Genomic DNA, 12,874 nt, shown 5'->3' with positions numbered 1-12,874 from the left:
TTGAGGCTGGGGTTACGAAGATTGCTTCTTGCTGGCCTTGGCCGCAGCCGCCAGGCACTCGAGGGCAAACTGCTCGGGGTAGGTCATCTGGATCGGCGTGGTTTCGCCTTTGACGGTCCGTTCGCCGTCGAGGATGTAGCGGATTCGTTTGTCGGTGACGCCAATGCGCTTGGCGATCCAGGACGGTGTCTGACCGATTTGGCTGATCAGCTTGTCAGCGTATTCGGCGGTCGGTTTGTAATACTCGGCGTTGGGTGTCATGACCTTTCCAGAAAAATGAGCCCGAAAAAAGGGCGATGTGACGTTAATGGCGCGACAGGGTGCGCGAATCGTCACTCGGTGTCGCGGTATAAATGAAGTAAAGCAGAACGATACGCCGTGCCACGGTGATACAGTCCGCTTTTTCTTGATGAGCGAACACAATGCGAATTCTGATGGTGGCGCTGGCCGTGACGTTGCTGGCGGGATGCGCCGGCTCGGTGATGAACGATGCCCGCACCAAAGCCCCTTACAAAACCCTGAACTCGGACAAACCGGAAAAAATCGTCGCCCAGTGCGTGCAGTTTTCCTGGCAGGACGAGGCGGTGTTCGGTGTCGATGCCGGCGCGTATTTGCAGCCGGGTGAGAAGGGTGGGTCCACCGTTTACACGCGTTCGGCGGAGTCCTTTGTGGACGTGACCACCGATGCGTCAGGCACCGTGTTGAGTTACTACGCGCAGCAGGATGACTTCGTGGCCAAGCGCCGCCTGGCGGCGCTGGCGACCTGCCTCTGACCTGATGGCCGACGCAGTACCCCCTGTGGGAGCGGGCTTGCTCGCGAAGAGGGAGTGTCAGTCGACATCAATATTGCCTGACACCCCGCATTCGCGAGCAAGCCCGCTCCCACAGTTGTTTGGTGTGGATCGCGCAACAGGGTTATACGTCGTTGATCAGGCGCTTCTGGAAAAAGAAGCGCTTATGGCCCGGAGGATAGTCGACAATCTGCCCCAACTCGCTGTAGCCCAGCTTCTTGTAAAACTCCGGCGCCTGGAAGTCGAATGTGTCTAGCCAGACCCCGATGCATGCCTTCTCCCGCGCCAGGTCTTCGGCCATCCGAATCAATTTCGAGCCTATGCCTTGGCCCCGACCCTGTTCCGGCACTGACAGCAACTCGATGTACAACCATTGATAAAAAACCCGGCCATAAAGACCGCCGAGAATCTCGTCGTGTTCGTCGCGGATCAGCAAGGCAATAGGCTCCTGCTTCGAAACGCCGGCCTTTGAGGCGTTATAGGCGCGCAAGGGCAGCAAGATCGCCTGCTCCTCGGCTTCGGTGGGGTTTTGCGACTGTTCGATTCGCAGTTCCATCAGCTCAATCCTTATGGCCATGAGGGGACAAGACCCGCCAGCCTAACGCGTGTCCCGGTGGTTGTTCCAGCCCCTTGAGTGGAACCCTCACTCGCGCCCGGATGTCTAGCCTATACAGCGTCATTCCAGAACGCGGCCAATGAGGATCACCCGTGAATATTTTTGAAGCCCTGCGTGAAAGTCACGAACGGCAGCGCACCTATGCCAAAGCGCTCATCAAGACCAGCGGCGACACACCGGAGCGGGTCGAGGCTTACAAACAGCTCAAATCCGAACTCCAGGCCCACGAAACCGCCGAAGAGCGCCATTTCTACATCCCGCTGATGGAGTTCGACAACGGTGTCGATCTCAGCCGCCACGCCATCTCCGAGCACCACGAAATGGACGAAATGATGGAAGAACTGGACGAGACGGACATGTCCAGCCCAGCCTGGCTGGCGACCGCGAAGAAGCTGTCCGAGAAGGTTCATCACCACTTGGAAGAGGAAGAGCAGAAGTTCTTCCAGATGGCCGGCAAGCTGCTCGACGACAAGCAGAAAGAGTCCCTGGCCGACCAATACGAGAAGGAATACAAGGCACAGCTTCCCTAGTTGGCACGATGCCCCGATTGCTACCTGGCGTTGTAATCCGTTTGCTACACGGAATGTAGGACTTGGATCAGAGCACTGGTTTTATATCCAGTATTTGCGGCTAATCTGCGAAGGCAGACTCATCCGGGGCACAAATGGGCTGATGGACAAAAAAAGCAGCTCCGTTAGGTTGGAGGCCTCTCCTCAGGAAGGAGAGTTCTCAAATCAACGGAGTGAAAAAAATGAACCAACCACAGACTCAACCTCAACCTCAACTTCGACACGGTCGTGTCACATCCCCCTCCAGCCGCGGTGCGGTCGCCGTAGAGCTGGGGTTGCTGGGTAACTGGCAAGTCAACGAAATGGAAGGCGGCAAGAACTTCCCGTCGCTGACGGCGGGGCCCTTTGCGGCGCCGTATCAAACCGACAGCGACAGTGTCACGCCACCCGCCGACGGCTACATCCTCAGCGGTGGCAAGACGGATGCCCGTGACTGCATCAACTTCACCAACGAGGAATTGAGCCTCAAGCTCGGCCGCCCATTCACCTGGCCTTTGTTGAACGTCGATCCGGGCCAGACCTTCAAGGTCACCTGGGAATACACCGCGCCCCATGTCACCCGTGGCTACAGCTGGTTCATCACCAAGGACGGCTGGAACCCGAAACAGCGCATCAGCCGTGCGCAACTGGAGCCGAAATCGATCTTCGACGACTTCTATACGCAGGTCCCGTACTACAGCCATTCCGCCGAGATGAAGGCCAAGGTCAATCACGAAGTGAAATTGCCGGGCAACAAGAAAGGCCATCACGTGATTGTGCTGATGTGGATCGTGGCCAACACCGGCAACGCCTTCTACCAAGCGTTCGACGTGGACTTCAAGTAAGCCACGGCGATAAACCCCACACGTTCTGAAGGAATAGAACATGTCTACTTTCGACTTTACACTACTGAAATCGCCACTCGCCGATGCGGCTTCGTTAATGCCGAGCATTGCTGGCAAAAAGATCCTCATGGGCTTCTGGCACAACTGGCCCGCCGGGCCGAGCGACGGTTACCAGCGTGGCCAATTCGCCAACATCGCGCTGCAGGATGTGCCCAAGGATTACAACGTGGTGGCCGTGGCCTTCATGAAGGGCAACGGCATCCCGACCTTCAAGCCGTACAACCTGTCCGACGCCGAGTTCCGCCGCCAGGTCGGCGTGTTGAACACCCAGGGCCGGGCGGTGCTGATTTCCCTCGGGGGCGCCGATGCGCACATCGAGTTGCACAACGGCAACGAACAGCCGCTGGCCAACGAAATCATCCGTCTGGTGGAAACCTACGGCTTCGATGGACTGGACATCGATCTTGAACAGAGTGCGATTGATTTCGCCGACAACAAGACCGTCCTGCCTGCGGCGCTGAAATTGGTCAAAAACCATTACGCCGGTGAAGGCAAACACTTCATCATCAGCATGGCGCCGGAGTTCCCGTACCTGACCACTGCCGGCAAGTACGTCGGCTACCTCCAGGCCCTGGAAGGCTATTACGACTTCATCGCCCCGCAGTATTACAACCAGGGCGGCGATGGAATCTGGGTGCCGGAAGCCAATAATGGCAACGGCGCGTGGATTGCCCAGAACAACGACGCGCTGAAAGAGGACTTCCTGTTTTACCTGACGGAAAGTCTGGTGAGCGGTACTCGTGGGTTCACGAAGATCCCGGCGGACAAATTTGTGATCGGCCTGCCCGCCAACGTCGATGCGGCGGCCACCGGTTATGTGATCAACCCGGCGGCAGTGGTGAACGCCTTCAAGCGTCTGGATGCCAAGGGCCTTTCGATCAAGGGCCTGATGACCTGGTCGGTGAATTGGGACAATGGTGTAAACAAAGACCATGTGCCTTACAACTGGGAGTTCAGCCGTCGTTACGGGCCGTTGATCAACGGTAAGCGTCTCTCGTCCCACGAGGAAGGGCTCGCGGCGCCCGAAGTCGCCAGCCAGCCGTAAAAAGAAGCCCGGCAGAGATGCCGGGCTTTTCCGTTTTCGCCTACCATGGCGATCTTCTGACGAAAAAAGGATGCGTTGTGATGGCGAAAACAGCCGAACGGGTCAACATCATCGAAACCCAGGTGTTGTCCCACGACTGGTACCTGCTGAAGAAAATCACCTTCGATTATCAGCGTAACAACGGCGACTGGCAGCGTCAGACGCGCGAGGTGTACGACCGTGGCAATGGCGCGGCCATTCTGTTGTTCAACCGCGAGAAAAGAACCGTCGTGCTCACGCGTCAGTTTCGGTTGCCGGTGTTCGTCAACGGCCATGATGGTTTGCTGATCGAGGTCGCGGCGGGATTGCTAGAGGGCGCTGATCCTGAAGAGCGCATCCGCGCCGAAGCTGAAGAAGAAACCGGTTATCGCGTTCACCACGTGCAAAAAGTGTTCGAGGCCTACATGAGCCCAGGCTCGGTCACTGAAAAACTGCACTTCTTTATCGCAGAATATGACTCGACGTCGAAAGTCAGCGAGGGCGGCGGGCTGGAAGAAGAGACTGAAGAACTTGAGGTCCTGGAGTGGGATTTCGACGAGGCGCTCGAGGCGTTTTATCGTGGGGAGATCTGCGATGCGAAGACCGTCATGCTGCTGCAGTATGCGGCGATGAAAAACATCTTCGCCGCTACCTGAGACCTGAGCCCCGAGATCTGAACCCTTAACCCTGTGGCGAGCGAGCTTGCTCGCGCTGGGCTGCGAAGCGGCCCCAAAATACTGGCTTTGTCGGAGATTTTTGCCAGTGCTGCGCACTGGAGCGGGAGCAAGCTCCTCGCCACAGAGATCGGGGGGCAGTCAGCTTAAAACAGCTCGCCCGTTCGGCTAACCCCGGACCATTCGCAACCCTCCAGCGTCAACAACCGTTCCTTCGCCTCAAGCCCACCCGCAAACCCCGTTAACTTCCCCGATGCCCCAATCACCCGATGGCACGGTGCAACAATCGAAATCGGGTTCTTGCCATTCGCCGCGCCCACCGCCCGGACCGCACTCGGATGGCCAATCTGCTCGGCAATCTCGCTGTAACTGCGCGTCTCCCCAAACGGAATGGTCAGCAGCGCCTGCCACACCTTCTTCTGAAAGTCCGTCCCGGCAAAATCCAATTCGAGCTCGAAGCGATTACGCGTGCCGGCAAAGTATTCCTGCAGCTGTCGAACGGCGCGTAGGAGGATCGGATTGTCCGGGGCTTCGCTCATCGGCCCGAGCCTTACGCGGTTTGGCTTGTCGTTTTCCCAGAGGATGGCCGCCAGTCTTGAATCTTTCGCAACCAGCTTCAGCTCGCCGACCGGGGACGCCAGGGTGGTGAAGGTGTAAGTCATGCCGGCGAACTCCGCAGAAGGGCTGAACAGTGGCCAAGCATACTGCCTCGGCGAGGAGGCGCAAAACGCAATCCCAGCCATACTTGCGTCTGCTTTGAAGCGTTTTCTCCGTTTTTAAACAGAGCCTAAAAACAAAAAGAGACCGACTCATGAAGTTCGAACCTTTTGCCAAATCGCTGATTGCGACCTCATTGGCGCTCAGCTGCCTCAGTGCTTACGCTGCCTCCGTGGCCCCGGTCGCGGCCGAAAACGGCATGGTCGTCACGGCCCAGCATCTGGCCTCCCATGTGGGCGTCGATGTGCTCAAGAACGGTGGCAACGCCGTCGATGCCGCTGTCGCCGTGGGTTATGCGCTGGCGGTGGTTTATCCCGCTGCGGGTAACCTGGGGGGCGGTGGATTCATGACCGTTCAACTGGCGGATGGGCGCAAGACCTTCCTCGATTTTCGCGAAAAAGCGCCGCTGGCCGCGACAGCAGACATGTACCTCGACAAAGAGGGCAACGTCGTGCCGGACCTGAGCACCCGTGGTCACTTGGCGGTTGGTGTGCCCGGTACTGTGTCCGGCATGGAACTGGCGCTGAAGAAATACGGGACCAAGCCCCGCAAGGAAGTGATCGCCCCGGCGATCAAACTTGCCGAAGACGGTTTTGTGCTGGAGCAGGGCGATGTCGAATTGCTGGAATACGCCACCGACGTCTTCAAGAAGGACATCAAGGATTCCGGCTCGATCTTCCTGAGCAATGGCGAGCCGATGCAGGTCGGGCAAAAATTGGTGCAAAAGGATCTGGCCAAAACCCTGCGGGAAATTTCCGAGAAGGGTGAAGACGGTTTCTACAAAGGTTGGGTGGCCGACGCCATCGTCACCTCCAGCCAGGCCAACAAGGGCATCATCACCCAGGCCGACCTCGACAAATACAAGACCCGTGAACTGGCGCCGATCGAGTGCGACTACCGTGGCTATCACGTGGTGTCGGCACCGCCGCCCAGCTCCGGTGGTGTGGTGATCTGCGAGATCATGAACATCCTCGAAGGCTACCCGATGAAAGACCTGGGCTACCACTCGGCCCAGGGTATGCATTACCAGATCGAAGCGATGCGCCACGCCTATGTGGACCGCAACAGCTACCTCGGCGACCCGGACTTCGTAAAAAATCCGATCGCCCACCTGCTGGATAAAAACTACGCGACTAAAATCCGTGCCGCGATTGATCCGAAGAAGGCCGCCATCTCGAGCGAACTCAAACCCGGCGTAGCGCCCCATGAAGGCAGCAACACCACGCATTACTCCATCGTCGATAAATGGGGCAACGCGGTGTCGGTGACCTACACCCTCAACGACTGGTTCGGCGCCGGTGTAATGGCCAGCAAAACCGGGGTCATCCTCAACGACGAAATGGACGACTTCACCTCGAAAATCGGTGTGCCCAACATGTACGGCCTGGTGCAAGGTGAAGCCAACGCCATCGCGCCCGGCAAGGCACCGCTGTCGTCCATGAGCCCGACCATCGTCACCAAAGACGGCAAAGTGGTCATGGTCGTCGGCACCCCGGGCGGCAGTCGCATCATCACCGCCACCTTGCTGACCATGCTCAACGTGATCGACTACGGCATGAACATCCAGGAAGCGGTCGATGCACCGCGTTTCCACCAGCAATGGCTGCCGGAAGAGACCAACCTGGAGACCTTCACCACCAGTCCGGACACGGTGAAGATGCTTGAAAGCTGGGGCCACAAGTTTGCCGGGCCGCAGGATGCCAACCATGTGGCGGCGATCCTCGTGGGCGCGCCTTCGCTGGAAGGCAAACCGGTGGGCAAGAACCGCTTCTATGGTGCGAACGACCCACGTCGTAATACCGGGTTGTCGCTCGGTTATTGAGGGTTGTTTTTCAAAGGGGACAGATCTATTTTCTGTCCCCTGGCCCACCGACTTCTCAAGGAAGGAATCATGCCGACTGCACTGCTGATCATCGACGTCCAGCACGCTCTGTGCGCTGGCGAGTACGAATGCTTTGACATCAAACGCGTCATCGAGAACATCAACGGTCTCAGTGCCAGAGCCCGAGATGCCAGTATCCCGGTGATCCTCATCCAGCACGAAGAAAAGGGCGCCATGCTGCAACATGGTTCTGAAGGCTGGCAACTGGCCGAAAGCCTGAAGACTTCGCCGCAAGACCTTCGCGTGCGAAAAACCACGCGAGACTCGTTCTACCAGACCCATTTGCAATCCCAGTTGCAAGATTTGGGCACTGACCGCCTGATCATCTGCGGCCTGCAAACCGACTATTGCGTCAACGCCACCGTCCGCCAGGCCCTGAACCTGGGCTATGACGTGGTGCTCGCCGCCGACGCGCATTCCACCGTCGACAACGGCAATCTCGCCGCTGAAGACATCATCGCCGAGCACAACGCAGACCTGGCGCACTTGACGGGGCCTGTGGCACGGATCGACGTTATCCCGGCCAGCAAAATACACATCTAAGTACCGAAAATATCGATCAGCTCGCTCAGGAACGCACTCACCAAATCCCGCTGCCGCGCTGAATGCCGAACCGCCGCATGAAAGCCGACCTCATAACGCAGCAGTTCAGGGTTCAGCGGATGCAACTGCCCCAGCTGTTCATGCTTCGCCGCATAGTGCTGCGGCAAAAAGCCCAAATGCTGCCCCGACAGAATGAGCAGCGCCGCGCCGTCCATGCTGTCCGTGAGCACAGTCAGGCGTTCGATCGAGGTGGGCGCGGGCATTTCCGGCAAGGGGTGGCTGGGCCATACCCAGTCGTAATCGCGGACGTCATCCCGGGTCAGCTCGCCCACGTGCTCGAACAGGGGGTGAGCCGGGGCGCAGTAGGCGATCTGGGTTTCCTGGAACAAGGGGAAGTAATCGATGTTGGGCAAGCGGTGCCAGAAATAACCGATCGCCAGATCGATATGGCTGTTGATGATTTTCTCTTCCAGCAGCGACGACGACAGTTCCGTGAACTGGAAATACAAGCCTTCATGCCGGGCCCTTAAACGCACAATGGCCAGGGCGATTTTCTTGTTGGCAACAGGGTCGATCTGACCGAGCAAACCAATATTGATGTTGCCCGACACTTTACGGTTGATGTGCTGAACCTCAACCCGGAAACCTTCGGCCGCCGCCAGCAATCGGCGGGCCGCTTCGACAAACTGGCCGCCCTTGGGCGTCACCGAAAATCCACCCCGACCTCGCTCGCACAGACGAAAACCCACCCGCGCTTCCAGCGTCGCCAGTTGCGCACTGATGGTGGGTTGCGTGGTGTTGAGCGCAGTTTGCGCGGCCGAGATGCCGCCCGCTTCAACGACGGTCAAGAAGACCCGGATCAAGCGCAGATCCAGTTCCGATACAGTGCCCAGCATGGGTGTCCCTCAATGTTCACTCACATAGACGCGGATCTATGTAAACAGTGTGCCTGCGATATTTTATAGCCCTGATCAACGCCCTACATTGCAATGAAACCGGCGCTTTGCCCATAAAAACAACAATCAACTGCATAGGAACAATCGTATGTCAGGGTCCCCTCATTCTGCGCACGCCCTCGAGGCAAGTGGCGGGTTGGCCATCGAAGGCCACTCGATCGATTACATCCCGGAAAACGAACGTCACGCCAAACTCAGCAGCCAGGGCCCTTTCTGGTTCTTGGGCAACTTCCACTTCTTCACCATCTCCATCGGTTTTGTCGGCCCAAGCCTCGGCTTGTCGGCGCTGTGGACCATGGTGGCCGGTGCGCTCGGGATCATGTTCGGCACGATCTTCATGGCCTTCCACGGCTCGCAAGGTCCCGAAATGGGCCTCCCGCAAATGATCCAGTCCCGTGCCCAGTTCGGGTATCGCGGAGTGATCCTGGCCTTGATGGCGACGATGTTTGTGTTCGTCGGCTTCAACGTGGTGAACATCTCGCTGATCATGAACGGCCTCGAACACGTCTTCGGCGTCGACCCGACCATTGTCGCCATCGCCGTGGTGCTGATCGGCGCGCTGCTGTCGATCTACGGCCACGACTTGATGCACAAAGCCTTCAAATGGGCGTTGCTGGCGACCTTGCCACTGTATGCGCTGGTCACCATCGCCCTGATGTTCGGCGCCGGCCAGGAGGGCGTCACTCCAGCGACCGATCTGGGCTTCAGTTGGGTTGCGTTCGCCACGCTGTTTGCCATCGGGGCGAGCTACAACATCTCCTACGCGCCCTATGTCTCCGACTATTCCCGTTACCTGCCGAAAAACACCAGCCGGCCAAAACTGATCGCCGCCATCTTCATCGGCGCATCGTTGTCGGGCGGCTGGATGATCGGCCTCGGCGCCTGGCTCGCGCAGCAGTTGAAAGTGGCGGATGCGCTGGTGGCGCTCAATCAGGTCGGTTCTTCGATGATTCCAGGCCTGGGCAACGTGTTGGTCATCGTCTCGGTGGCGGGTTTTCTGCCGATTATCGCGCTCAACACCTACAGCGCCATGCTGACCTTGTTGACGGGCGTCGACTCGATCAAAAAGATCACGCCGACACCCCGCGCCCGGGTCATGTCGATCTCCGCGATCAGCATCATCCTGTTGACCTGCGTGCTCTCGATCAAAGGCGATGGCATCGCGCTGTTGAACACCTTCCTCGTGCTGCTGTTGTACTTCCTCGTGCCCTGGACCGCAGTCAATCTGGTCGACTACTTCTTCGTGCGCAAAGGGCGTTACGCGATCCCGCATTTCTTCACGCCGAGGGGCATCTATGGCGCCTGGCAATTCCGAGGGATCGTCTCGTACCTGATCGGTTTTGCGGCGATGGTGCCGTTCTTCTACATCTTCGATGCCGCTGCCGGCAAAGAGGTGTTCGTCGGCCCGCTGGCACGCATGCTCGAAGGCGTGGACATCGCCTGGCTGGTGGGCCTGTTGGTTTCAGGCCTGACGTACTACCTCCTCAGCCGTTCGATCGACCTTGAATACGAACGCCGAATCATCGAGTCGATCACCGAGAGCGACATGGTTGCCATGGCTCATCAACCAGTGGAGGAGGGCCGTTGAACAGCGTGAAAAATACCGTGGTCGCCTGCTGCCAGGTGGCACCGAAAATAGGCGACCTCGCTTACAACCGGACCCTGACAGAACGGGCGATTCGCTCGGCGGCGTTGCAAGGCGCCCAAGTGGTGGTGCTGCCCGAACTGGTCCAGAGCGGCTATCTGTTTGCTGATCGTGACGAAGCGTTGTCCTTGTCCGAAACAACCGACGGGCCAACCCTGCGCCTGTGGACGGCGTTGGCGAAGGAATTGAACGTCGTTGTAGTGGGCGGATTCTGCGAGCGACTGCAAGGCGATGAACTGGCCAACAGCGCGGCGATGATCGATGCCCAGGGCCTTCGCGCCGTGTATCGCAAGGCGCACCTGTGGGACGCCGAGAGCGAAATCTTCAGCCCCGGCAACGACGCGCCGCCGGTGGTCGAAACGGTCCATGGACGGATCGGCATGCTGATTTGCTACGACCTGGAGTTTCCGGAATGGGTGCGCCTGCCCGCGTTGGCCGGCGCTGATTTGCTCTGCGCACCGGTCAATTGGCCCGATGGGCCGAGGCCGCCAACCGAGCGCCCGGCCGAGGTAGTGCGGGTTCAGGCCAATGCGTCGGTGAACCGGATGTTCATTGCCGCGTGTGATCGGCATGGGCATGAACGTGGGGTTGGTTGGGTGCAGGGTTCGGTGATTGTTGATGCGGATGGTTACCCGTTGGCTGGGCCGGCGGAGCAGGGGGGAGAGCAGATTTTGCTGGCGACACTTAACCTCGCTGAGGCGCGGAATAAGCGGATTAGTGCGCGTAATGATTTGCATCGGGATCGGCGGTTGGGGTTGTATGGATGTGTTGAGGAGTGAAGCGGTAGGTCGATTCTGTTTCGGTTACTAGATGCCGTGGTTGGGGGGGCTGCCTGACCGCCAAACTGCTTCTGGCCGATTTTCTGCCTGTTACGAAGGACAGAAAACGGCCAGAAGCAGACGTTAGCCCGAGCCGCTTCCGCCAGAATCGGACGGTCAGCCTGGATGGCAGCCCTAACAAATGGAGTTATTATCGGCGTAGCAAATTAGAGCCGATTCAGGTCTATGTTTCTTCAATAACCACCTGTATGAAAAGAGCACGGCATGATGATAGATGATTCAGATTTGGCCGAAATGATTCCTTCCGCGCTAACAGGTGTAACTGTCGGAATCGGTTCGCAGATCCTGCTTTTTGGTGATATGGCAAGCGTGTTAATTCAGTGCCCATTCGTTTGTGATATCAATAGGGTATGCAGGTGGGGGCATGGCGAAGACGTTGCCACCAGCCCTTTACTTTTCGACTTTCTAAACCTCGATGTAGAAGGTTTTTCAATTGATAATTTTGGAGCTTTCACCATCACTTTCAGTACGGAAATGATCTTGAAAATCTTTCCTGAGAAGAATGGATTGGAGTCTTATGTCGTGAGTACGCGGCGGGATATATTTCCGATCTTGGTGTGGTAGCCGGAAGAACGCGTTTTTAGCCTGTCACGACAGACAGTAATCGACCCAAAGCTGTCATCCCAGCGAAGTCACCAAGCTGGTTTCGATACCCGTCACACTCTCGGGCGGTTCGTTGATAAGCATGACTGCATCGTCACCCTGGTTCAGATAGATCAGGTAGTCGCCGGTCTCGAAGGTGATTTTGAAGGCTACAAGCCGAGCCTCCCTGTCCCATCTTTTGTCGACGACTCCTTGAACCTCAGTGATGATCTTTCCTTCAAGAGAGAGGGCGGATAAGCCGGAAAGCAGATTCTCTCTACGCCACGAACAGGTGCTAGCTGCGTCAAGCTCGAAGGGCGCGGGGGTTTCCAGATCTGATAGATCAGCCCCGACACTTTCCCCATCAGCTAACAAGTACATCGAAACGGTCTGATGTTCGCCACACCGCCATACTAACGATCCTATGTCTTCCGGACACTTCTCATCGTTAAAGTAGTACTGGTCATGCAATAACACGGAAAGTCGCTGACCCAGCAGCAAACGCGCATTGCCCAAGTCCTGGGTCATCCTCTCGCGGGAGGCTACATAGCGGTTAAACACTGAGCAGTACCTCTTTAGCTAGTGAGAAGAAGTCGCAGATTCTAGCCGGGTTGGTCTTTGAACGTCTGCTTTTGGCCCAGAGTGTGTCAAAACCCTTGTTAGTGGCTTCCACTCTAGTGTTTTTTCCTACTCAGCCCAGGTCAGACATCAGTTGCTCAGATTCAGTATAAGATTCCGGAAATCAGCAGGTACGCCGACAACGTGGGCTAGAGGCTAGAAATCTGGGGGTTGGATGATTGCAAGCAACGTTTCATATCTTTGTCCGGTTTGTGGATACCCCGGGCTTGAAGAGCCTCCATACGATGAGGTTGACTGCTCTTCGTTTGGCATGTGCCCGTCCTGCGGTACGCAGTTTGGCTATGATGACGCAACATCTGCTCATGCTGATTTGCGGAAATTATGGATCTCTAAAGGAATGCTTTGGTGGAGCAAAGCTCAAGCGTCGCCGAGTGGTTGGGACCCGGTAAGGCAACTACAGGCGGTTGAAAAACGCATCAATATCTGAACAGAGCACCGCTCTTAGCCCTGCTATGATTTCTGAGGATTTCATCG

At 57.3% G+C, this 12,874-nt stretch carries 14 protein-coding genes and 1 pseudogene; 10 read left to right on the top strand and 5 right to left on the bottom strand.

Annotated elements, in window-relative coordinates; translation table 11 throughout:
* Positions 1-12: 12 nt before the first annotated feature.
* Positions 13-261 carry a hypothetical protein gene (locus ACA068_RS18650; RefSeq protein WP_008154823.1) on the bottom strand — a complete coding sequence of 83 codons (249 nt, stop codon included), beginning with the start codon at positions 259-261 and terminating at the stop codon, positions 13-15.
* Between the two features lie 161 nt (positions 262-422).
* Here ACA068_RS18650 and ACA068_RS18645 point away from each other — a divergent pair, with 161 nt between their 5' ends.
* Complete coding sequence (locus tag ACA068_RS18645; protein ID WP_497303862.1) at positions 423-773, top strand: hypothetical protein; 351 nt, start codon at positions 423-425, stop codon at positions 771-773.
* 142 nt (positions 774-915) lie between these two features.
* Here the strand turns inward: ACA068_RS18645 and ACA068_RS18640 are convergent, their stop codons facing one another.
* Positions 916-1,347, bottom strand: coding sequence for a GNAT family N-acetyltransferase (locus ACA068_RS18640; RefSeq protein WP_497303861.1), 432 nt, complete (start codon positions 1,345-1,347; stop codon positions 916-918).
* 152 nt (positions 1,348-1,499) lie between these two features.
* Between ACA068_RS18640 and ACA068_RS18635 the strand changes: the two genes are divergently transcribed.
* The 4 genes and pseudogenes from ACA068_RS18635 to ACA068_RS18620 all read left to right on the top strand — a co-directional run bounded on the left by ACA068_RS18635 (position 1,500) and on the right by ACA068_RS18620 (position 4,579).
* Positions 1,500-1,937, top strand: a complete 438-nt coding sequence (locus tag ACA068_RS18635) for a hemerythrin domain-containing protein (RefSeq protein ID WP_497303859.1) — start codon at positions 1,500-1,502, stop codon at positions 1,935-1,937.
* A 221-nt stretch (positions 1,938-2,158) separates the two neighbouring features.
* On the top strand, positions 2,159-2,800 hold the full coding sequence (locus tag ACA068_RS18630; RefSeq protein WP_497303857.1) for a lytic polysaccharide monooxygenase auxiliary activity family 9 protein: 642 nt from the start codon (positions 2,159-2,161) through the stop codon (positions 2,798-2,800).
* 40 nt (positions 2,801-2,840) lie between these two features.
* Positions 2,841-3,842, top strand: a pseudogene (locus ACA068_RS18625) (chitinase); the annotation flags it as partial.
* A gap of 143 nt (positions 3,843-3,985) precedes the next feature.
* Positions 3,986-4,579 (top strand): NUDIX domain-containing protein, encoded by a 594-nt coding sequence (locus tag ACA068_RS18620; RefSeq protein ID WP_497303855.1) that lies wholly within the window; start codon positions 3,986-3,988, stop codon positions 4,577-4,579.
* Between the two features lie 164 nt (positions 4,580-4,743).
* Here the strand turns inward: ACA068_RS18620 and ACA068_RS18615 are convergent, their stop codons facing one another.
* Positions 4,744-5,259 carry a methylated-DNA--[protein]-cysteine S-methyltransferase gene (locus tag ACA068_RS18615; protein WP_497303853.1) on the bottom strand — a complete coding sequence of 172 codons (516 nt, stop codon included), beginning with the start codon at positions 5,257-5,259 and terminating at the stop codon, positions 4,744-4,746.
* Between the two features lie 149 nt (positions 5,260-5,408).
* On the opposite strand from ACA068_RS18615, the gene ggt reads away from it, so the two are divergent.
* Positions 5,409-7,136, top strand: a complete 1,728-nt coding sequence (gene ggt / locus ACA068_RS18610) for a gamma-glutamyltransferase (protein ID WP_497294693.1) — start codon at positions 5,409-5,411, stop codon at positions 7,134-7,136.
* Positions 7,137-7,205: 69 nt separating this feature from the next.
* On the top strand, positions 7,206-7,739 hold the full coding sequence (locus ACA068_RS18605) for a cysteine hydrolase family protein (RefSeq protein ID WP_497303851.1): 534 nt from the start codon (positions 7,206-7,208) through the stop codon (positions 7,737-7,739).
* Here ACA068_RS18605 and ACA068_RS18600 read toward each other — a convergent pair.
* Positions 7,736-8,635, bottom strand: a complete 900-nt coding sequence (locus ACA068_RS18600; RefSeq protein WP_497303850.1) for a LysR family transcriptional regulator — start codon at positions 8,633-8,635, stop codon at positions 7,736-7,738. The two genes, ACA068_RS18605 and ACA068_RS18600, sit on opposite strands and share 4 nt — an antisense overlap.
* Positions 8,636-8,783: 148 nt before the next feature.
* Between ACA068_RS18600 and ACA068_RS18595 the strand changes: the two genes are divergently transcribed.
* The 3 genes from ACA068_RS18595 (at position 8,784) to ACA068_RS18585 (ending at position 11,743) form a co-directional block, all read left to right on the top strand.
* Complete coding sequence (locus ACA068_RS18595) at positions 8,784-10,283, top strand: purine-cytosine permease family protein (protein ID WP_497303848.1); 1,500 nt, start codon at positions 8,784-8,786, stop codon at positions 10,281-10,283.
* On the top strand, positions 10,280-11,119 hold the full coding sequence (locus tag ACA068_RS18590) for a nitrilase family protein (RefSeq protein WP_497303846.1): 840 nt from the start codon (positions 10,280-10,282) through the stop codon (positions 11,117-11,119). The genes ACA068_RS18595 and ACA068_RS18590 overlap by 4 nt, the downstream gene beginning before the upstream one ends.
* Positions 11,120-11,383: 264 nt before the next feature.
* Positions 11,384-11,743, top strand: coding sequence for a hypothetical protein (locus ACA068_RS18585; protein ID WP_497303844.1), 360 nt, complete (start codon positions 11,384-11,386; stop codon positions 11,741-11,743).
* A gap of 54 nt (positions 11,744-11,797) precedes the next feature.
* Here the strand turns inward: ACA068_RS18585 and ACA068_RS18580 are convergent, their stop codons facing one another.
* Entirely contained in the window at positions 11,798-12,322 is a 525-nt protein-coding gene (locus tag ACA068_RS18580) for a hypothetical protein (RefSeq protein WP_497303842.1), read from the bottom strand.
* Positions 12,323-12,874 lie beyond the last annotated feature (552 nt).

The sequence above is a fragment of the Pseudomonas sp. LBUM1660 genome, assembly GCF_059695935.1.
Note: the sequence above shows the minus strand (reverse complement) of the source record. Positions and strands in the feature narration are given on the sequence as shown.

Excerpts from the sequence above, each read along its gene's own strand:
- ACA068_RS18650 (WP_008154823.1), bottom strand. The coding sequence starts at position 261 with ATGACACCCAACGCCGAGTATTACAAACCGACCGCCGAATACGCTGAC.
- ACA068_RS18630 (WP_497303857.1), top strand. The coding sequence starts at position 2,159 with ATGAACCAACCACAGACTCAACCTCAACCTCAACTTCGACACGGTCGT.
- ACA068_RS18600 (WP_497303850.1), bottom strand. The coding sequence starts at position 8,635 with ATGCTGGGCACTGTATCGGAACTGGATCTGCGCTTGATCCGGGTCTTC.
- ACA068_RS18605 (WP_497303851.1), top strand. The coding sequence starts at position 7,206 with ATGCCGACTGCACTGCTGATCATCGACGTCCAGCACGCTCTGTGCGCT.
- ACA068_RS18615 (WP_497303853.1), bottom strand. The coding sequence starts at position 5,259 with ATGACTTACACCTTCACCACCCTGGCGTCCCCGGTCGGCGAGCTGAAG.
- ACA068_RS18645 (WP_497303862.1), top strand. The coding sequence starts at position 423 with ATGCGAATTCTGATGGTGGCGCTGGCCGTGACGTTGCTGGCGGGATGC.
- ggt (WP_497294693.1), top strand. The coding sequence starts at position 5,409 with ATGAAGTTCGAACCTTTTGCCAAATCGCTGATTGCGACCTCATTGGCG.
- ACA068_RS18620 (WP_497303855.1), top strand. The coding sequence starts at position 3,986 with ATGGCGAAAACAGCCGAACGGGTCAACATCATCGAAACCCAGGTGTTG.
- ACA068_RS18585 (WP_497303844.1), top strand. The coding sequence starts at position 11,384 with ATGATGATAGATGATTCAGATTTGGCCGAAATGATTCCTTCCGCGCTA.
- ACA068_RS18595 (WP_497303848.1), top strand. The coding sequence starts at position 8,784 with ATGTCAGGGTCCCCTCATTCTGCGCACGCCCTCGAGGCAAGTGGCGGG.
- ACA068_RS18640 (WP_497303861.1), bottom strand. The coding sequence starts at position 1,347 with ATGGAACTGCGAATCGAACAGTCGCAAAACCCCACCGAAGCCGAGGAG.